Origin of the sequence: Candidatus Borkfalkia ceftriaxoniphila (assembly GCF_004134775.1) — a bacterium.
Taxonomy (GTDB): Bacteria; Bacillota; Clostridia; order Christensenellales; family Borkfalkiaceae; genus Borkfalkia; species Borkfalkia ceftriaxoniphila.
The window spans coordinates 969,384-988,589 of sequence record NZ_SDOZ01000002.1 but is presented as its reverse complement, the minus strand read 5'-3'; the positions used below and the strand labels follow the sequence as shown (position 1 = coordinate 988,589).

At 48.6% G+C, this 19,206-nt stretch carries 18 protein-coding genes; 10 read left to right on the top strand and 8 right to left on the bottom strand.

Annotation, left to right across the window (positions count from 1 at the left end; translation table 11 throughout):
• Positions 1-46: 46 nt before the first annotated feature.
• Positions 47-862 (top strand): helix-turn-helix domain-containing protein, encoded by an 816-nt coding sequence (locus ESZ91_RS04705; protein ID WP_129224610.1) that lies wholly within the window; start codon positions 47-49, stop codon positions 860-862.
• Between the two features lie 38 nt (positions 863-900).
• On the opposite strand, the gene ESZ91_RS04700 is transcribed toward ESZ91_RS04705, so the two are convergent.
• The 6 genes from ESZ91_RS04700 to rsmG all read right to left on the bottom strand — a co-directional run bounded on the left by ESZ91_RS04700 (position 901) and on the right by rsmG (position 7,735).
• Positions 901-3,159 (bottom strand): glycosyl hydrolase family 95 catalytic domain-containing protein, encoded by a 2,259-nt coding sequence (locus tag ESZ91_RS04700; RefSeq protein WP_129224608.1) that lies wholly within the window; start codon positions 3,157-3,159, stop codon positions 901-903.
• Between the two features lie 103 nt (positions 3,160-3,262).
• The gene (locus tag ESZ91_RS04695) at positions 3,263-4,456 is read right to left on the bottom strand and encodes a hypothetical protein (protein ID WP_129224606.1); all 1,194 of its coding nucleotides are present in this window, start codon (positions 4,454-4,456) and stop codon (positions 3,263-3,265) included.
• A gap of 60 nt (positions 4,457-4,516) precedes the next feature.
• Positions 4,517-5,908 carry a flotillin family protein gene (locus ESZ91_RS04690; protein WP_129224604.1) on the bottom strand — a complete coding sequence of 464 codons (1,392 nt, stop codon included), beginning with the start codon at positions 5,906-5,908 and terminating at the stop codon, positions 4,517-4,519.
• A gap of 31 nt (positions 5,909-5,939) precedes the next feature.
• The gene (locus ESZ91_RS04685) at positions 5,940-6,521 is read right to left on the bottom strand and encodes an NfeD family protein (protein WP_129224602.1); all 582 of its coding nucleotides are present in this window, start codon (positions 6,519-6,521) and stop codon (positions 5,940-5,942) included.
• 39 nt (positions 6,522-6,560) lie between these two features.
• Complete coding sequence (locus tag ESZ91_RS04680; protein WP_129224600.1) at positions 6,561-7,043, bottom strand: SLOG family protein; 483 nt, start codon at positions 7,041-7,043, stop codon at positions 6,561-6,563.
• Positions 7,040-7,735 (bottom strand): 16S rRNA (guanine(527)-N(7))-methyltransferase RsmG, encoded by a 696-nt coding sequence (rsmG, locus tag ESZ91_RS04675; RefSeq protein WP_129224598.1) that lies wholly within the window; start codon positions 7,733-7,735, stop codon positions 7,040-7,042. Before rsmG ends, ESZ91_RS04680 begins: the two co-directional genes overlap by 4 nt.
• Before the next feature lie 423 nt (positions 7,736-8,158).
• On the opposite strand from rsmG, the gene dnaN reads away from it, so the two are divergent.
• From dnaN to ESZ91_RS04635, 8 genes are all read left to right on the top strand, one after another.
• On the top strand, positions 8,159-9,259 hold the full coding sequence (gene dnaN, locus ESZ91_RS04670) for a DNA polymerase III subunit beta (protein ID WP_129224596.1): 1,101 nt from the start codon (positions 8,159-8,161) through the stop codon (positions 9,257-9,259).
• 72 nt (positions 9,260-9,331) lie between these two features.
• Positions 9,332-9,466: a 50S ribosomal protein L34 gene (gene rpmH, locus ESZ91_RS04665; RefSeq protein ID WP_129224594.1), complete on the top strand. Its 135-nt coding sequence runs from the start codon at positions 9,332-9,334 to the stop codon at positions 9,464-9,466.
• Between the two features lie 6 nt (positions 9,467-9,472).
• Positions 9,473-9,793, top strand: a complete 321-nt coding sequence (gene rnpA / locus ESZ91_RS04660) for a ribonuclease P protein component (protein ID WP_268878042.1) — start codon at positions 9,473-9,475, stop codon at positions 9,791-9,793.
• A complete protein-coding gene (gene yidD, locus ESZ91_RS04655; protein ID WP_201270850.1) occupies positions 9,790-10,083 on the top strand; it encodes a membrane protein insertion efficiency factor YidD in 294 nt (97 codons plus the stop codon). Before rnpA ends, yidD begins: the two co-directional genes overlap by 4 nt.
• A 67-nt stretch (positions 10,084-10,150) precedes the next feature.
• A complete protein-coding gene (locus ESZ91_RS04650) occupies positions 10,151-11,536 on the top strand; it encodes a YidC/Oxa1 family membrane protein insertase (RefSeq protein ID WP_129224590.1) in 1,386 nt (461 codons plus the stop codon).
• On the top strand, positions 11,533-12,453 hold the full coding sequence (gene jag / locus ESZ91_RS04645) for an RNA-binding cell elongation regulator Jag/EloR (protein WP_129224588.1): 921 nt from the start codon (positions 11,533-11,535) through the stop codon (positions 12,451-12,453). Before ESZ91_RS04650 ends, jag begins: the two co-directional genes overlap by 4 nt.
• A 239-nt stretch (positions 12,454-12,692) precedes the next feature.
• Entirely contained in the window at positions 12,693-13,523 is an 831-nt protein-coding gene (locus tag ESZ91_RS04640) for an MraY family glycosyltransferase (RefSeq protein ID WP_129224586.1), read from the top strand.
• Between the two features lie 14 nt (positions 13,524-13,537).
• Positions 13,538-14,005 (top strand): hypothetical protein, encoded by a 468-nt coding sequence (locus ESZ91_RS04635; protein ID WP_129224584.1) that lies wholly within the window; start codon positions 13,538-13,540, stop codon positions 14,003-14,005.
• Between the two features lie 53 nt (positions 14,006-14,058).
• Here the strand turns inward: ESZ91_RS04635 and ESZ91_RS04630 are convergent, their stop codons facing one another.
• Together ESZ91_RS04630 and yyaC are read right to left on the bottom strand one after the other, a co-directional pair.
• Positions 14,059-15,429: an aldehyde dehydrogenase gene (locus ESZ91_RS04630; RefSeq protein WP_201270849.1), complete on the bottom strand. Its 1,371-nt coding sequence runs from the start codon at positions 15,427-15,429 to the stop codon at positions 14,059-14,061.
• Positions 15,430-15,575: 146 nt separating this feature from the next.
• Positions 15,576-16,133: a spore protease YyaC gene (yyaC, locus tag ESZ91_RS04625; RefSeq protein WP_161971053.1), complete on the bottom strand. Its 558-nt coding sequence runs from the start codon at positions 16,131-16,133 to the stop codon at positions 15,576-15,578.
• A 1,117-nt stretch (positions 16,134-17,250) separates the two neighbouring features.
• Between yyaC and ftsH the strand changes: the two genes are divergently transcribed.
• Positions 17,251-19,194: an ATP-dependent zinc metalloprotease FtsH gene (gene ftsH / locus ESZ91_RS04620; protein ID WP_129224578.1), complete on the top strand. Its 1,944-nt coding sequence runs from the start codon at positions 17,251-17,253 to the stop codon at positions 19,192-19,194.
• The last annotated feature ends 12 nt before the right edge of the window (positions 19,195-19,206 follow it).

The window sequence follows — 19,206 nt, the reverse complement described above, 5'->3', positions numbered from 1 at the left end:
AAAAACATGGCTATTTGTGTTAGAATTTTGAACGGAGGAAAGTTTCATGAATCAACACAATCCCGGAGATCTGTACCATCCGCTCACCTATGCGGTCTCCTTCGAAGTCAATGAAAAGCACTGCCACACGTCGTGGGAGTTCACGATCATTTTGCGCGGCAGCGCGAAAAGTTTTATCAATGAAAAGGCTTATTTCGTGCAGCGCGGCAGTTTTTTCCTTTCAAAACCCGGCGACTGGCATTATTTTCGCGTGACGGACAAAAAGAATTACGAACACCGCGACCTGTATTTAGGCGACGACGAAATGAAAAAGGTCTGCGGCGCGCTCTCGCCCGATCTGTACGAAAGACTGACCGTCGGCAGCCGCGAATGCCCCGTCGTGCAGTTGGGCGAAGAACTGTTGACGATTTTAGACAGAAAACTGCGGCTCTTGCAACTCGCCAATCCCGACGACATCACGGAAAACGACAGGATCGTGCAAAAATCTCTGGCGGCGTTTATGCTGGGCATCCTCTTCGAAAACGAAAAAAATTCCAAATATCCGCCCTGGCTGACCAACGTACTGACGGAAATGAACAGTTACCGCATCATCTGCGGCCCGCTGGAAAACGTGGTGACGCTGACCGACTATTCGCACGAACACCTCACGCGCGAATTCAAAAAATACGTGGGAGTTTCCCCCATCGAATATCTCATCCGCCAAAAAATGAATTATGCCGCCCTACTTTTGCGGCAGACGGATAAATCGGTTTTACAGATATCCTCGCAGATCGGGTACGATTCGCTCAGTTATTTTATTTCGCAATTTAAAAAACGCTTCGGTGCGTCGCCCGGACAATATCGTAAAAAGGGAAAAAACTAAAAAAACCCCGCCTTTTTAAAGGCGGGGCTCTTTTATTTTCAGTTGATTTTTACATTGGAAAACTGTTTCGGAAGGCGTAGATCGTACGCGCCGAGATCGGGACAGTCGGTAGAAATTTTCAGCGTTTTTTGTTCCGTATCCCATTCGAGGCTGACGGTATATTGAAACAGCCGCAGATTTTTTGCCCTTCCCTTTCGTAACGCGGCGGGCAGAGCGGGCAGTATTTCCACTCTGTTTGCTTCGCAGTGAAGAAGCATTTCCTGCACGGCGCAGACGAAACCGAGATTTGCGTCCAACTGGACGGGCACGATATCGTCCGAGTGCAGGCTCATCCCCATCCCTCTCCAATCGTTGTGCACGGTCATCAGATTTTGCAATACGTCGCTCTTCACGAGAAATTTCAGGCATTCGTACGCCCTTTCGCCGTCGTGCAGGCGGCAGTACAGATTGCAAAGGTGCGTGAGCGACCAGCCGCTCTGGTGATGCAGCCCGTTTTCCGTGCGGCGCTCTAAAGCGCGGCGGCAGGCTTCAAACCACTCGCTTTCCTCTTTGATCTCGTCCCCTGGCCAAAGAGGATACAGGTGCGCAAAGTGGCGGTGATTATGATTTTCCGAAAACCCGTCGAAGCACCATTCCTTGAACGCGCCGTCCTCCGTCCGATACGCGGGCAGGCGATTCAGAATTTGCCGCATTTTTTTTTCGTTTTCATCGGTTTGCCCCGCTCTTGCCGAAAGAGAAAGATATTGCGTAAAAACTTCTCTGACGAGTGCGACATCCATCGCCGCGTTGATTGCCGAGGGCATGGGATGCGAGAGCGTTTCCGCATTTTCCCCGACAAAATTCTTCGGTGAATTTTCGGGAGATACGGAAGGATAGATCTCGATTTCCCCGCGTTCGTTCAGATAAAGAAAATCGAGATAGAACAGGCAGACTTCTTTTAAAAACGGAAGCGCGCGCGAAACGAGAAAGGTTTCGTCTTGGGTAAACTCGAAATACTTCACGTAAAAATGCGCGATCCATGCCGCTGCACCCGTCCAGTTGGTGATGACGGGCACATTTACCGCCACGCCCCCCATATTCGGGCAACTATATGCGTGTATACAAATGCCGCGGCAGCCGAAAAGTTTTTTCGCCGCTTCGCGGTATTCTTCGAGATTGCTCTCGAAATAATCGAACACGGGCAGCAGGCGGTCGATCAAATTACCGCAAAAAGACTGCTCGTAAATCATTTCCAGATTTTCGTTGAGTACGTTTTGGCTCCACTGCGCATTGTAATCGCCGAACCACAGCCCGTACTGCGCGAACGGGAGCGCGCCCGCACTCGTGCCGCTGACGAACAGATATCGCCCGTACCGAAACATTTTTTCGATGAGTTCCGTCGAAAGTCCGTCTTTTTGCGCTTGCAGCAGCAACTCTTCGTTTGCGTGGCTTTTTCCCCGGTATAAGTTGATCTCCGTTCCGCGATACTGCCTTTTAAAAGCCTTTTTATGCCTTGCAAAGAGCGTTTCGTATCCCTTAGTCAATTTGATCGTTTCCTGAACGGGACGTTCGCGGTTTGCGTATAATCCGACGCAAAGCAGCGTATCCGTAGCGCCGCTCACGCGGATTTCGGCGTTTGAAACGCTGATTTTTCCGTCCGTCTTTAAACACAGATTCGCGCCGAAATACAGTCCGTCGTCGTTTCGGGCGGAATATTCGACGCGCCCGTTTTCGGCGCTTACGGCCGCGCTTTCCGCGACGTACGGAGGGCAGGGAAACTGACTGTCGCGCTCGTCGCGCGTGCGCAAACGCAGAATAAAGGAATCTTCTATCGAACTGCGGATACCGATATATGCGCGGTCGTCCGCTGCGTCGACAAAATATCTTCGCTCGAAAGCGTTTCCTTCGCTTTTCCAGCGCACGCATATCTCGCCGCTGTCCATATCGAGAGAACGAAGGTAATTTTCAAAGATGCCGCCCTTTTCCCGAACGATGTCCAGTTGTCCCAAAGGAAGAGGAACGGAACACGACGCTTTATAGCCTTTTTGGACGAGCGCGTCGCAAATCGCGCGGTCGGCCTGTAAAAACTGACCCTTTTTGCGCAGTTCCCGCATCTGTTTCAAAGCATCCGACACGTCGGGGAGGGACGTCTTTTTCAGCCCGGTCCAAAGGTCGCCGCGGTTCAAGAGCACAGTTTCATGCTGTACGGCGCCGAGCACGTTGATGCCCGTCCGGCCGTTGCCCGCGACGAATCCTTCTCGCCATAAATTTCTATGCCATTGCGCGGGATAATAAGAATACAGAACGTTCGGTTTCATGATCTCCTCGGTTTTTTCTTTTATTATAGCGGAAAAGGAAAAGCCGTTCTTGTTTTTTCATGATAAAAAGATGCTTTCTTTTGACAAGAAAACATCTTTTTTCTTACAGATCGAACAGATCCCCGCTTTCGGGCGCGCGGGTGACGGTCGCCACGTTCAAAACGAGTTCGCCCTCGGCGATCTTCTCGCTCTTGCCTTCTTTCAGAAAAAAAACTTTGCGGCCGTTGGTGCAGACGACGCCGCCTTCCGCAAGGCTGAAATCGCAGATCCCGCTTTTCATCTCCTCTTCCTCTCCGCCGCGGATCCGCACGAGTTTCCAACTCGCGGGAATAAAAGCGAGGTCTTTATCCTTGAACTTTTTGTTGCGCGCGATCTCCTTGTCCACTTCGATCACGTTGCCGCGGATGATCATTTGACGGGAATCGGTATCCCTGCCTTTGGCGGGGTTATTGCCGCCGCCCGTCATCGTTTTTCCCGTAAAAAACACCACGAAGATCTGTATGAAGTTGACGATCGCCATCAGCAATCTATACGGAATGAGCAGGATCTCCACGACGGGATTGTGCCGGTCCCGCTCTTTGGCGGGCTTGCGGATACAGTAAATATCGCCGTTTTCGTCCTCCACGGGCTTGATATAAGAATATTTTTCGCTCGCGCGGATCTCTTTCAAGTCGAGGGTATTGAGGTCGTACTCGTAAACGGCCGCGGGCGCGTATTCAACGAATTCGCCGCGCGCGTTCCTGCCCGCCGCCAGAGAATCGTACAGAATGACGCCCGGGCGCTTTTTGGAAAACGACGGGTTTTCGTCGCGCGAATCGCCGTCGGTGATGCTGACGTAATCGCCGCGCTCGGTATCTAACAACACGAGGTCGGAAGAGATCTCTCCCCGTTTGAGTTCGGCGACGAATTTGCCGTCCGTCACGTTGTAATCGGAAGAGAGGAGTTCCCCGTCGTTGGTATGCAAAATAAAGCGTTCGCCGTCTTTTTTTGCGGAAAGCGTTTTTTCGATGACGCCCGACGTCTGATTCACGGTAAACGTATAGAGCACCTTATCCTCGCCCGCGGCATGTACGGAATTTATGTACGCGTCCACGCGCGTTTCCGAATCCATGCCGACTTCGGACATGGTATCCCCGCGGAACATCGCGCCCATACCGCTGTGTTTCCATTCCTTGTTCTTGACCATGCGGCGCATGCGCTCGCGGTAGTCCGCGATATATTGGCTCGCGTACGTTCCCTCTTCCCCTTCGTCCAGAACGCGGATGCTGTCCCCGTCGCTGAATACGATTTTTTCCATTTTCTCACCTACCGAAAAAAGGGCGGAATCCTCCCCGCCGGGAAATTCCGCCCGAAAAAATTACTCTTTTCCTTCCTCTTCTTCTTTGTCGTCCTCTTTTTGCGGCGCGACGATCTTGGGCAGGGAAAGCCCCGCCATATTGTACATTTCTTCTAAGGGGGGCAGGCTCTTCAAAAGCCCGCTCAAAAAGTTCGCCGTTGTGGATTTTCCGTCCGCGTTGTTGCCGCCGTCCCATACGGTCACTTTGTCGATCTTGATATTCTTGATCGCCTCGACCTGTTCGGAAACGAGCTGTTCGAGTTTATCGGCGATCATCAGGCGCACCGCGTCGTCCGCTTTGCCGCCCGCGGCGGAAACCAGTTTGGCAATACCTTCGCCCTGTTTGGACAGTTTTTCTTTCATACCGCGCGCTTCCGCTTCCATTTTCGCGAAGATGGCGTCCGCTTCGCCGCGTGCGATACGGCGGCTCTGCTCCGCGATGGCATCCGCTTCGATCTCTTTCTTGCGCTTTTCGATCTCGCTCTTGATGATGACGTCCGCTTCCTGCGTGGCTTTTTCTTTCGCGGCGCGCGTAAGTTCCGCCTGCTTTTCGGCGACGTAACTCTCTTCGAGCGCCTTTGCCGCCTGTACTTTTTCCGCGGTGACGGCGAGTTTCAATGCCTCCGCTTCCTGTTCTCTGAGCGCCGCGCGCGTTCTCGCGATCTCCGCTTTCGCCTTGGATTCGCCCTTGATCGCCTGGCTCTCCGCTTCCGCGACCATGACGCGCTCTTCTCTTTTCGCGTTCGCTTCGCCGATGGAACCGTTCTTATCCGCTTCCGCGACGGAGATCTTCGCGTCGTTGATGGCTTTCGCCGCCGCTTCTTTGCCGAGCGCGACGATATAGCCCGATTCGTCGGAAATATCCGTCACGTTGACGTTGATCAGACGAAGGCCGATCTTTTTCAGTTCGCCCTCCACGTTGCGGGAGATCGCTTCCTGAAATTTATCGCGGTCGGTATTGATCTCTTCGATATTCATCGTCGCGATGACCAGACGCAACTGGCCGAAAATGATATCTTTGGCGACGTCCTGGATCTCGGTGAGTTTCAGCCCTTTGAGCCTTTCCGCCGCGTTTTCCATGATGGTGGGTTCGGTGGAAATGCCGACCGTGAAGATGGAGGGCACGTCGATACGGATATTCTGGCGCGAAAGCGCGCTCTTCAAGTCGACGGCGATGGAAATGGGCGTCAGATCGAGATAGGTATACGACTGCACGAGCGGCCAGATAAACGCCGCGCCGCCGTGGATACACTTCGCGCTGCGGTTGTTTCCTTCTTTATCCGAGCCGACTTTACCGAAGATGACCATGATCTTATCGGGCGGGCACTTCTTGTAGCGCGTGACGAGCATCAAGAACATCATGAACAGCACGAGCACCACGACTACGATGAGTACGATGATAAAAGGTTGCATATTTCTCTCCTTATATTTGATTTAAGTTTTGTTACGCTTCTTTGCGTTTGACGATGAGGCAGTCGCCGACGACTTCGACGACTTCCACCGTTTCGTCGACGGGAATGCGCTCTTCCTCGTCGCTGACCGCGTCGAGTTCGGTGAATCTTCCCTGCGCCGTCATGGTGACTTTGCCGCGCCCGCTTCTTTTGGGCGGGATGCTGACGTAAACGGTCGCCGTTTTTCCGACGATCTTTTCCATGACCAGCGTGCCGTTATCCTGCAATTTCAGAATGGAACGGAGAATGAGCCAAACCGCGACGAGCGCCGCGCCTCCCGCGACGAGCGATACGATGACGGATACCGCCACGTGCACGTCGTAAGAGAGCATCAGGAGCCCCGTCCAGCCGCCGACTGCAAAAAACGCCACGATGCCTTTGACGGAAAAGGGCGTAACGCCCGAATCGCCGCCGCCGTCGGATGCGCCGTCACCGTCGATATCCCCGTCGGCGTCCGCGTCGCCGTCGCCCCCGAACACCATAAATAATATCTGTATGATCAGAAACACCGACGCCACGCAGGCGATGATGAAATACGTCTTTTCCAATGCGGAAAGACTGTTGAACCAACCCATAGAAACCTCCTTTTCGAAAAAATTTCTTATACTCTTCTATTATACGTACAAAATGCGGATATTTTTCGATTTCGCATAATTTACGGTATAAAACGTGCCGCCTTTCTCTTCGCGCAGGTAGGCGATCAGCAGATCGCCCATGTCCGCCATGTAGCGGTTCCTGTCGAAATAACAGCCCGTCTGATAGCGCGGATACAGAACGACTTTCCCGTCGCTCGCTTCCACGTAATTTTTATACACTTCTTTCTGCCGCGGCGAAAACTTTTCTTCCTGCCCCGCAAAGGGGATACAGGCGACGATCGCGATATCGTACGTTTCGCGCAGTTTATAGAGCACGCGGCAGCACGCCGTATCGAAACCCACGGCCATACCCGAAAGAAACAGCGTAAAACCCTCGCCGATCAGACGGACGAAAATTTCTTTAAGTTGCGTTTCGTCGAAATCGTAGCCCAGTTTCCTGTGCCCCGTGAGCGCGCAGATCTTGCCTCCCGCCGCCAGTTTTTGCAATTCTTCCTTTGTCACAGCGGTTTTCCCCGCTCTTTCCCGTTACCGCGCGGATAAGCCGCGGGGGTGGAAAAAATTTTTTCCGCGACGATGAGCGTACGCTTACCCATTTCCTCGGGGAGATCGTACCGCTCGCAGGCGACCGTTTTTACTCCCAGAACGCGGAACGCGTTTTCGGCTTCCCGAAGTTCCTCTTCTGCGCTGCCCTTATACGCGATAAAGCGGCCGCCGATCTTTACGAAAGGCACGCAGTATTCGGAAAGGGTATTGAGCCGCGCGACCGCACGGGCGCAGCACACGTCGAATTTTTCGCGGTACGCGCGGTTTTTTCCGCCGTCTTCGGCGCGCATGTGGATAACTTGTATATTTTTCAGGCCGAGTTCTTTGACCGCCTCGCGTAAAAAAACGCACTTTTTTTCGACGGACTCCACCAATGCGAATGAAAGATCGTCCCGCACGATTTTAAGCGGCAGCGAGGGAAACCCTGCGCCGGATCCGATCTCCGCGACGTTTGCGCCCGCGGGAAAGTACGTTTCGGCGCAGATACTGTCCAAAAAATGCTTGATGCGGCATTCTTCGCGCCCGATAATGCGAGTAAGATTGAACTTTTCGTTATAAAATACGAGAAGATCGTAGAAAGCCTGCATTTTTTGCGCGATTTCATCTCTTTCCAGTATATCGAGATATTTTTGCGCCCATTGTGTATCCATGAATTTATTATATCATACACTTTGCGAATTTACAACATTTTTTTCGAAACATTGTCCCCACCCCGATTTTTCCACAAGTGGACAACTTTCTGTGGAAATCGGGACAACTCCCTTTTTTGTGGTTCCACACTCCTTTTCGGGAAAAAACACTTCCTTCCGGCGCCGGGAAGATTTCCACTTATCCACGAATTGCCCACAGGTATCTCCACAAAAAAAAGCCTGCTTGTCCACATCTTTTGTGCGCAAAGTTGCTTGCTTTTTCGGGCGTTTTTCTATATAATAAAAGCACCTCTCACCGTTTCGGGGGAGTTTGTCCACATTTCAACAGAACATATTAATAAATATAATACCTATAAATAAAAAAAGTAAAGTATCATTCTTCCCGTTCGGGAAAGGGAATTCGTTTCCATTACGGAGGTTTTTATGAAAGTTATATGCGAAGGGCTGGATCTTTCCGATGCGGTTATGAAAGTCGTCAAGGCGTGCAGCACCAAGACCACCAACCCCATTCTGGAATGTATTAAAATTTCGGCGAAGAACGACGGATTGACGCTTGTATCCACCGACGGCGAGATCGCCATACAGAAAAAAATCAACGCGGAAGTTTTCGAAGAAGGCGAAATCGCCGTTCCCGGAAAGTATTTTTCCGACTTTATCAAGAAATTGGAGAACGTGCAGATTACCCTTTCCACCGACGGGGACAAACTGACCATCCAATATGCGGACGCGGAGAGCGTCATACAACTTCTGAACGCGGATGATTTTCCCTCCATCGACATGGAAATCGGCGAGAATCAGTTCACGCTTTTGCAGAAAGATCTGAAAGAACTGATCGCGCGCACCACGTTCTGCTGCGCGCAGGACGATTCGCGCCCCGTGCTCAAAGGCTGCCTCATCGAGGCGAAAGAAGGAATGGTGACTTTCACCGCCCTCGACGGTTACCGCATGGCGGTGTGCAAGCGCAACGTCATCTCCATGAGCGAGGATATTTCCGTCATCTGTCCCGCGCGCACCCTCAACGAGATCGCGCGCATGCTTGCGGGCGAAGGAGAGGAAATCGTCGTCTACGTGCAGAAGGGCATGATGCTCGTCAGCGTGGACGATACCGTTCTTACCAGCCGCCTTTACGACGGCGAGTTCGTCAACCGCGCGAATATCATACCCAAGTCGTTTTCCAGCGAGATCGTCGTCGATTGCGCGGCGCTCGCCGCGAGCGTCGATCGGGCGAGCATCCTCGCGAGGACGGATAAAAACAGCATCATCGTGTTCGATATCAAAGACGGCGCGGCGAACGTCAGTTCCAATACTTCCATAGGAAGAGTCAACGAGAGCGTAAAGATCATGCTCGACGGCAAGGACGTCACCATCGCGCTCAACTCCAAGTTCGTGAGCGAGTGCATCAACGCCGTCAGCGACGAAAAGACGCGCATAGGCTTTAACGGCGCGGTGGCTCCTTGCGTGATTTATCCCGTAAACGGGGACGCGTATCTGTATTTGTTGCTCCCCGTGCGCACAAACGCGTAAAAACGGTTGACAGAGCGCGGCGTTTTTAGGTATAATATTTTGAGCAAAAACTAAAATTAGGAGAAATCTATCATGAAAAGAACATATCAGCCGAAAAAGAGACAGAGAAGCAAAGTACACGGTTTCCGCAAAAGAATGAAGACGCAGGGCGGAAGAAAAACTTTAAAGAGAAGAAGAGACAAAGGCAGAGCGAAACTCTCCGCTTAATTTATTTTGTATACCAGACTCAAAAAAAACAACGAGTTTCAGAGAATGTTTGCGCGGGGAAAAAAATCTTTTTCCCCCTATTTGCTTATGATGTATATGCCCGCCGCGAAAGTTTCGCTGGGACTGTGCGTCAGTAAAAAGCACGGAAAGAGCGTTATGCGAAACCGTATAAAAAGGCTTTTGAGAGAAGCGTTCCGCGCCGAATGCGGACATCTCAAATCGCCCTGTGCGATCGTTCTCGTACCCAAACAAGCCGACGAGTATTCTTTGGAGAACTTTCGAAAAGGCCTTCGGGCGATGTTTAAAAAAGAAGGCTTATATAAATGAGTCGGCAAAATTTCAGAAAGACAATCAAATATCTTCGCAGGCACGTGTTTAAACCGTATATCAAAATGTTCTGTATGCGGGCGATTCTCTTTTACCAAAGATATTTTTCCAAAGGAACGTGCCTTTACCGCCCTACCTGTTCGCAGTATATGCTGGAATGCATCAATAACCAGGGCGTCATTTTAGGGATATTGCTCGGGTGCTGGCGGCTTTTGCGCTGCAATCCGTTTTCCAAAGGGGGATACGATCCCGCTCCCGAGAATTTCATCCGGAAACGATGGGTCCTGTGAATCAGGGACAAGCCATCCGCGCGTTTTGCGCAAAAATCCCTTTAAAAAGAGAAGGACAACACAAAGAATGTTAAATTATTTATTGCAGAGCAATATCATCACTCTGTTCTTTAACGGCGACAGCGTGAGTATGAATTGGATCGCCAAACTCATCAACGGGCTGATCAACGCGATCGGCATCGTTGGCGTTGGCGTAGTCGTTTTCACTTTGATATTAAAACTGATCACGCTGCCGCTCGACGTCTATTCCAAGGCGTCGATGCGGAAAAACAGCCTGAAAATGGAAAAAATGCGGCCGCAGTTGGAAAAATTGCAGAAACAGTACGCCAACGACCAGCAGATGTACAATGCCAAAATGATGGAACTGTACAAGAAAAACGGCTATTCCATGCTCGGAGCCTGTCTGCCCCTCATCGTGTCGCTCGTCGTATTCATGCTCGTTTTGAACGCGTTCAACAGTTATTCCAGATATACAGACCTGCAAGTTTTCAACCAGATGGCGAACGATTATTCTGCCGCCGTTCTGGAATACGCCCCCTCCCGCGATTTGGATCCCGAGCCCGTCTATACCTGTTCGGAATACGGGAAGAATGCGGAAGGAGTCATGCAGTATAAAGTTACGATGACCAAAACTTTCCGCGAAGACGGAAAATATATCTCTTTTGAAGAAACCCAGACGAAGATCACCACGAATAAAGACGACCGCGATTTTGCCGATACCGATGCCTATCCCGTCAGCACAGTCTACTATGTGGAAACGGAGACGATGGTCGCCGATCCGTCTATCGAGGAAAGTTTAGACGCGCTGCGAGCCGAACATGAGGGAGAGGACGACGATTTTATCTGCCGTCGGTATATGCAGAATATCGGACGCGCCGCTTCGGAAGAATCTTATCACGAAAACCAGGTCAGTTTCCTGTGGGTGAAAAATATCTGGTATCCCGATACCGCGTTCAATCATCCCATGAAAAATTATAAAGATTTCAAGAGTTTTCTGGGAATCAAAGACAACGGTAACTTTATCAGCGAAACTTTTTACAACGAGATCACAGCCAATTTGCAGAGCGAACTGAAAGAGCCCAACGGATACTTTATCCTGATCGTCGTATCCATCGGCACGATGTTCCTTTCGCAGTTCGTTATGTCCAAGAGCCAGAAAGCGCAGAACGAATTGCAGACGGCAAACGGACAGGGCGCAAAGACGCAGAAGATCATGATGATCGTCATGCCGATCATGTTCGGTATATTCTCGTTCATGTACAGCGCGGCGTTCAGTATTTACATGATCGTAAGTTCGGTGTTCGGTATTTTAAGTTCGCTCGGCACCAACTTCATCATCGACAAAAAGTATAAAAAACTTGAAGAAAAAGAACTTCAGGAGAAATATAACAGGAGGATTCCGCAAAGCGCGAAGAGCGAAGTCATCACGCGGAATGAAAAGAAAAAGAGATGAAAGAGTACGAATTCATCGGCAAATCGGTCGAAGCGGCCGTGGAGGAAGGGTTAAAATCCCTGAATCTGAGCAAAGAAGAGGCGGAAATAACCGTACTGGAAGAGGGGAAAAAAGGGCTGTTCAAATCCACGCCCGCGAAAGTGAAGATCTGTAAAAAGATGACGGACGGCGAACGCGCGGTCGAATTTCTCGACGGCATCATGGAACTTTTGAATATTCCCGCGACCAACGAACTTGTCGAAAACGAAGAAAACACCAAGATCAACGTGATCACGACCAGCACGTATTCGGTCATCGGACACAGGGGCGAGATCCTCGATTCCCTGCAGGTGCTCGCGGGCGCGGTCGCGAATATCGGGCGCGAAGAGTACAAGCGGGTGGTGGTCGATTGCGAAAATTACCGCGAAAAGCGCGAAGATACGTTAAAGCGCCTCGCGCAGAAACTGGCTGAAAAGGCCGTGCGCACGGGCAGAAAGGTTTCCATCGAACCGATGAGCCCCTACGAGCGCCGAATCATCCATTCGGCGCTGTCCGAGTCCACCGAGGTCAAGACGGTGAGCGAAGGAAAAGAACCCAACCGCTTTATCGTGATCGTGCCCAACAATCTGCGCCCCGGCGCGGACAGGCCCTTCAGAAGCGACAGAAGGGACAACCGCGGCAGAGACGACAGAAGATTTAACCGTGACAGGAGAGACGATAGGCGCGACTTCCGCGGCAGGGACGACAACCGCGGGGAAGGCCGCGACAACCGTGATTTCCGCGGTCGAGACGATAGACGCGGCGGAGACAGACGGGACAGAGGGCCCCGCCCCGAAGGCAGGCCGCAAGCCAAGCGCGCCCCCTTCTTCGGCACCTACCTCGGCAACAGCAACAAAACCGCCGACGACGCGGCCCCCGAAAAAAAAGACGAAGAATAAATTTTTAATAAAAACCCCCTTCCGTGATTATCGGAAAGGGGTTTTTATATTGACAAATTTTCCCGGTTATGATATCATGAAAATGCGACACAATTCAATATTCCTGACAGGAGTACAACTATGCGATTTTGTACTTCCTTTTCCTGTTAGGGAGAATTGTGTCGCAACAAGCGAGGTACATTTTCGGGGTGTGTCTCACTTGTTGAGGCACACTTTTTTTTATGCAAGGAGAAATTGTTATGCAAATGAAAAACTATGAAGATAAACGTATCTTCAAACAGTTGGCTTGGGCAAAGAGTGGGTATACCATTTTTACGATTTTAATTTTTTTAATATTTATAGGAGCACTTATTTCTACTCTTATAGGGAAGACAGTTTCTTATATTTCATGGTGGTTATATATATATTTATTGATCACTTCTATAATCGGTTGGATGATTTCAAATGTTAAGCCAATAAATGAAAACTTGACGAAAAAGCAAATGCAAAATATAGAAGAAAGAGATATAGAAACGAAATTTTGGAATGCGGAAAAAAAACTTTTTATTTGGTCAATTATAGAAAGCGTTTTTATTCTTTGGTATCTATTTGGAATGATTGGTATAATCTTTTATTTATTTTTTGATTATATATTCGCGTTAGTGTTAATGTTAGCCTTTTTACTGTTTTTCCCTAAACTCATTGCCGCTATTTCTTGTTTTCGCGCGTATTTATATGTAAGGCAAGAAAATAAAAAAAATCCTCCTGATTATGTAATTCAGGAAAAGCAAAGAAAATTATTGCAAGAAAAAGAGAAAAACAGTCAGACAGCCGCGAATTTAATTTTAAAAACAGGAAAATTATTTTTTGTAAAATATTATATATATTTGCAAAATTATTCGGAATCCGATTTAATGGATATCGTAAAAGAAAACTATTCCGAAGAAATCAAAACGCAGAAAATTCGGGCGGGTAAGGAAATTTTTCGGTTGGGCTTGCATAAAAATGCTTTACAACAAATTGTTTCGGATACAAACGGCTCTGTTGACGAAAGAACAAAAGATATGGCAAAAAAACTGTTAAATAAATAAAAAAGGAGATACTTATGCAAATCAAACAAGGAGATTTTTTCAGAGGAACCACGATTCAGGATTGCTGTTCACAGGCGTTCGGCTGCGACGCGCTACCAATGAGAGCGTATTTTATACCGAAAACAGTCCGTGAACGCTACGGGGATCATTATTATGCCTGGTTTGTTTTTATGGACGGAAGCGTAAAAAATAATTGGAGCAATCAGTTCATTGCAAAATCGCAAATTATTCCGTTTTTAAAAGTCCCTGCCGAAAGAGATTGCATTTTTGAAGCGTACAGCGGCTTGCAAGCCGATATGACCAAACATGAGAAAGATCCGTTGGGCGAAGAAAGAATTGCTTTTCAGCGCGTCAAAGGTTATAATGGAAAAGTTGTAGGCTATCGTTTCGAGGGCGTCTATAAAATAACCCGCACAATCTATGAAGACGGAAAATTTATTGCACGCATTCATGAAAAGACGTCAGATATTTTTTCACTGTAAATATTTACGGTAATTGTACGAATTATGTAAATTATAACAGACTTATTTAAAAATCAGCGCAGGAATTTTTTCAACTGCGCTGTTTTTTTGTCATTATAGGGTGCATAGCGAAGTTGTATATCGATGGCGGTGCTTTTTTCCACGATGCTCTTGACGTGGGAAAAGGCAAAAAACCCGCGTTCGCCGTGGTAGGCGCCCATGCCGCTCTCCCCTACGCCGCCGAAGCCCATGCGCGTGGTCGCAAGGTGTATGATGGTATCGTTCACGCAGCCGCCTCCGAATTGGATCTCGCGCAGGATTCTTTGTTTCAGATCGCTATCTTTTCCGAAATAATAGAGCGCGAGCGGCGTCGGATGATGTGCGATCGCCGCGGCGATTTGTCCGTAACTTTCAAACTCGATGACGGGTAGAACAGGTCCGAAGATCTCCTCGCTCATAACTCTGTCCGTAAACGTTACGCCGTCGAGAACGGTCGGCGCGATCTTCAAAGCGCTCTCATCTGAATCTCCGCCGAACACGATTTTATCGGGCGCGACGAGCGACAAGATCCGTGCAAAATGCTTTGCGTTAACGATTTTCGGATAGTCGGGATTTGTGAGCGCGTTTTCGCCGTACATGTTGATGATGTGCGTTTCGAGCGCCTCCAAAAACGCCGCGTGTACCGACCTGTGCACGAGAACGTAGTCGGGCGCGACGCAAGTCTGCCCCGCGTTTAAGAACTTTCCGAACGCGATTCGTTTGGCTGCAAGCGGTATATTTGCGTCTTCGTTGACAATGCAGGGGCTTTTGCCGCCGAGTTCCAGAACAACGGGCGTCAAATTCTTTGCCGCGGCTTCCGCGACGACGCGGCCCGTGGAAGAACCGCCTGTAAAGAAGATCATGTCGTATTTTTGTTGGATCAGTTCGGTGTTTTCCGCCCTTCCTCCCAGGATCACGGCGATATGATCGGGATCGAAGGTTTCTTTGAGCAAGTCCGCGATCACCTGCGCTGTCTTCGGCGCATAGGCGCTCGGCTTTACGACGGCGCAGTTGCCTGCCGCGATCGCATCCGCCAAAGGCGCCAGAGTGAGTTGAAAGGGATAGTTCCAGGGACTCATGATCAGAACGACGCCGTAAGGAGCGGGATAGGTATAACTTTTTGCTTTGAATTGCGCAAGCGGCGTTTTAACGCGCTTTTTCGCGGCGAACTTTTTTAGGTGTTTCAGCTGAAAGGAGATCTCCTCCTTTACCATGCCGATCTCCGTCATATAAGCCTCTGCAGGGCTCTTATTTAAGTCCGATCTGAGGGCTGCGAGTATTTTATCTTCCCACGCGTTTACGGCGGCGAGAAGGGCTTTTAACGCCTTGATTCTCGATGAGACCGGAAAAGTGTTTCCTTTTTGAAAGTACAATTTTTGTTTTTGTACCGTTTCTTGTATATTCATGATTTTTTCCTTATGAATGCAGAAAGATTTGGCATTCCTTGTCCATATTATAAGATCGATTTATAGAATTGTCAACATAATGTGGATAATTTCTTTTTTTGAACATAAAAACAGCGCCAAATTTGAATTAGGGCGCTGTTTTTATGTTATATTACTTGGCGCATAGAAGATTTATGCGCGTTCATTAAAAAAGTAGCCAGAGAATCGGAAATAATATCTGACATTTTATAAACTAAATTCAGGCGCGTGAGATTCAGTAAAGAATAATTAAAGAGCGACTTTTCTGCGACGATGCCCATAATGCTTACGTCTCCCACCGCAGGAAGTTTTTTATTGGCGCCAAGACCCGGTTTTAACCCTTTATTATTGATTTTGATCAAACCGATGTCTCCCGCGGCGCCGACTGCCGCATCTACCGCAATGATTTTACTATTCGGGTGCGTCTCTTTTAAAAATGCGTTCAGATATTTTACTTCTTTTGCGGTCACGGGTTTTTTAAGCGTCCCGTAGACGAAACACCCTTTATAGCAGTTTTTGCTTTGCAGCATGGTCCCGCAGACAGGTCCCAGACTGTCTCCGATCGCAAGATCGCTGCCTATGCAAAGTATTACAGGCGGTGCTTCGTTTGTTCCTATATACGCGTTCAGTGCCATCAATATACCCGCGCCAGCCATCTTGTTGTAGATATTGAATGAATATTCCATTTGCGTCATTCTCCGTGTGTGCGTTGATACTACTTTATTGACAAATTCACGTCGATTTATACCTTCTACGCGGTTTAATTTATCCACAAATTGTGCACATAGTGTGGATAAGTGCATTTTTCAAATATTGCATCTAATGTATTTTGTGTTGATAACTAGCGTAAGAGGGGTTTATTTATTTGCGTACTTTGTTTTTTAAACTTTATATTTATGCGTTTATATTGTGACAGAAAATTTTTAGTTGCGTTTATGACTTTTAAAAAAAGCCTCTCAGACGATTTGAGACAGAATAATTTTATTTTTTTGAAAAATTTCCGACCTAAAATCTTCTGTTTTTTCAGATAAAAACCAGGTAGTTTATCTGAAATATGATAAAATATGTATAGTTTCAATAAAGGAGACTGCTTGGAATCTATTTACTATTAAAGAGAAATTTATCTGTTTCACATGAAACGTGGCCTTGATAGTCTAAATTAATGTTTCATATGAAACATTAATTTAAGGGCGAGCGCGTGCATAACAGTTGGTCAAAGCAATGTTTCACGTGAAACATTGCTTTGACCGGGGAAGTTTCATATGAAACATTTTAGAGGTTAAAAAAGGGTCGTTTTTGATGGGTGCATAATGATTTCGTGTGTAAATTTATGATAATTCGGTAAAAAATTAGCAAGAATTCAATTATTTTTCAAATAATCCTTGTGTTTTTTTTTAGGATATGGTATGATAGAATCCACAGGAAAATATTCTTGCTGTTACGGAACGGCAAATAGTTTTTGCGGCTTTGATTGCCCTGCTTTTATAAATAGCGTATGAATATGTGCCGATTGTTTGCGGGCGCTGTAACATGATTTATGAAATAAAATAGCGCTAATTTACTATTTCATTATAAATTGGTAATAAACGGGAATCGATAGGCGGCTGATATTTTATCTGTTAAGTTGGCACATACTGAATAGTGCGAAAGTCAACCCTATTTTATGTAAGGGAAGCATTTTTCTTCCCCTGTATATATATAATAAGGAAAGTTGATTAAACGTCGGTAAAACAGTTCATAATTTTTCGGCGGGAATTCAAATAGAAAAACAAGTTATAAAACGGACTTTTAAGGAGTAATTGAATGAACAAATCATCGAAAATTCTTCTCTGGGTGGTGCTTGGGGCGGTGATCCTCCTATTGGGGATTACGCTTTTTACGAGCTTTTACAGCCCTGCCACAGAAATCAAATTTTCTGAATACGAAGAAAAGATTGCCAATGTTGATGCAAGCGAGAGGGTTACAACGATTGTCGTGGACGATTATATTTATAAAGGATATAATGCGAACGGCAAGTACATTTTCTTTGCGTACGGCGACCGCGGCGATTACACCGCGCAGAAACTCGACGAATGGACGGGGAAATATCCAGGTTTCAAATATACCTACACCGATCCCAACGCGGGCAGTTTCTGGTCGTATCTGATTCCTTTCTTCGGGATCATTCTCGTGTGCGTGGTCTTCTATCTCATCATACGCCAGACGCAGGGCGGAGGCAGCAAGGCGATGAGCTTCGCAAAATCCAAGGCGCGTGTCAATTCCAATATTAAGGTGCGTTTTGCAGACGTCGCGGGAGCGGAAGAGGAAAAGGCGGAACTTGCCGAAGTCGTCGAGTTTTTAAAATCTCCGAAAAAGTTTTCCGATCTGGGTGCAAGGATTCCGAAGGGTATTCTGCTCGTAGGCCCTCCCGGAACGGGTAAAACGTTGTTTGCCAAAGCCGTCGCGGGCGAAGCGAACGTTCCTTTCTTCTCGATAAGCGGCTCCGACTTCGTGGAAATGTTTGTCGGTGTCGGCGCGTCGCGTGTGCGCGATCTGTTCGACGCGGCGAAAAAGAGCCAACCCTGTATCATCTTCATCGACGAGATCGATGCCGTCGGCCGCCAGAGAGGCACGGGCCTCGGCGGAGGTCACGACGAACGCGAACAGACCTTGAACCAACTGCTCGTGCAGATGGACGGTTTCGAGACCAACGAAGGCATTATCGTCATGGCGGCGACCAACCGCGCGGATATCCTCGATCCCGCTCTCCTTCGCCCGGGCCGTTTCGACCGTCAGGTCTACGTCAACCTGCCCGATGTGCGCGGCAGAGAGGCGATCTTGAAAGTGCATTCCAGAAATAAGCCGATGGCTCCCAACGTCAACTTCAAAATACTTGCGAGGATGACGAGCGGGTTCTCGGGTGCAGATCTGGAAAATCTTTTGAACGAGGCAGCTATTCTCGCCGCCCGTGCGAATAAAAAACTCATCGGCAATAAAGAATTGTACGAAGGCATCAACAAGGTGCTCGTCGGGCCGCAGAAAAAGAGCCGCCTTGTCACAGAGTCGGATAAACGCATCACCGCTTATCATGAGGCGGGGCACGCGATTCTGGCACGCCTTTGCAAGAACTGCGATCCCGTACAGGAAGTTTCCATCATTCCCCGCGGCATGGCGGCAGGGTATACGATGACGCGGCCCGACAGCGACGACAACCATATGAGCAAAGATAAACTCAAAGACATCGTCTGCATGACCTTGGGCGGCCGCGTGGCGGAAGAAATCGTCATCAAGGACGTGTGCACGGGCGCTTCGAGCGATTTGCAGAAAGTGACGGAGATCTCCCGCAAAATGGTCACCGAATGGGGTATGAGCGAAAGAGTCGGTCTTGTCACGTACGGTTCGGACAATCCGATCTTCCTCGGCAGGGATATGGAAGCCCACAACTCTTACAGCGAAGAGACCGCGAACATGATCGACGAGGAAGTTCACAAGATCATAGAAGAGGCACACGCCCGCGCGACCAAATTACTGACGGAAAAACGTTCCGTGCTCGACAACATGGCAAGACTTTTGATCGAACGCGAAACCATTTATACGGACGAAGTGGATATGCTGATGAACGGCGAGCCGCTGGAAAAGATCAACGAATATATGGACACCAAGGAAAAAGCCGCACAGGAAAATCCTTTCAAGAGGTACGACGCCCCGACGGAAGAAAAAAAGGACGAAGATCCCTTTGAGGACGAAAACGGCGAACGGAAACACTGATCCACGTGACAA

Coding starts and splice junctions, on each gene's coding strand:
- ESZ91_RS04640 (WP_129224586.1), top strand. CDS start 12,693: ATGCAAATGAAAAACTATGAAGATAAACGTATCTTCAAACAGTTGGCT.
- rsmG (WP_129224598.1), bottom strand. CDS start 7,735: ATGGATACACAATGGGCGCAAAAATATCTCGATATACTGGAAAGAGAT.
- dnaN (WP_129224596.1), top strand. CDS start 8,159: ATGAAAGTTATATGCGAAGGGCTGGATCTTTCCGATGCGGTTATGAAA.
- ESZ91_RS04695 (WP_129224606.1), bottom strand. CDS start 4,456: ATGGAAAAAATCGTATTCAGCGACGGGGACAGCATCCGCGTTCTGGAC.
- ftsH (WP_129224578.1), top strand. CDS start 17,251: ATGAACAAATCATCGAAAATTCTTCTCTGGGTGGTGCTTGGGGCGGTG.
- ESZ91_RS04700 (WP_129224608.1), bottom strand. CDS start 3,159: ATGAAACCGAACGTTCTGTATTCTTATTATCCCGCGCAATGGCATAGA.
- jag (WP_129224588.1), top strand. CDS start 11,533: ATGAAAGAGTACGAATTCATCGGCAAATCGGTCGAAGCGGCCGTGGAG.
- ESZ91_RS04685 (WP_129224602.1), bottom strand. CDS start 6,521: ATGGGTTGGTTCAACAGTCTTTCCGCATTGGAAAAGACGTATTTCATC.
- ESZ91_RS04690 (WP_129224604.1), bottom strand. CDS start 5,908: ATGCAACCTTTTATCATCGTACTCATCGTAGTCGTGGTGCTCGTGCTG.
- ESZ91_RS04705 (WP_129224610.1), top strand. CDS start 47: ATGAATCAACACAATCCCGGAGATCTGTACCATCCGCTCACCTATGCG.
- ESZ91_RS04635 (WP_129224584.1), top strand. CDS start 13,538: ATGCAAATCAAACAAGGAGATTTTTTCAGAGGAACCACGATTCAGGAT.
- yidD (WP_201270850.1), top strand. CDS start 9,790: ATGAGTCGGCAAAATTTCAGAAAGACAATCAAATATCTTCGCAGGCAC.
- ESZ91_RS04650 (WP_129224590.1), top strand. CDS start 10,151: ATGTTAAATTATTTATTGCAGAGCAATATCATCACTCTGTTCTTTAAC.
- rpmH (WP_129224594.1), top strand. CDS start 9,332: ATGAAAAGAACATATCAGCCGAAAAAGAGACAGAGAAGCAAAGTACAC.
- ESZ91_RS04630 (WP_201270849.1), bottom strand. CDS start 15,429: ATGAATATACAAGAAACGGTACAAAAACAAAAATTGTACTTTCAAAAA.
- yyaC (WP_161971053.1), bottom strand. CDS start 16,133: ATGGAATATTCATTCAATATCTACAACAAGATGGCTGGCGCGGGTATA.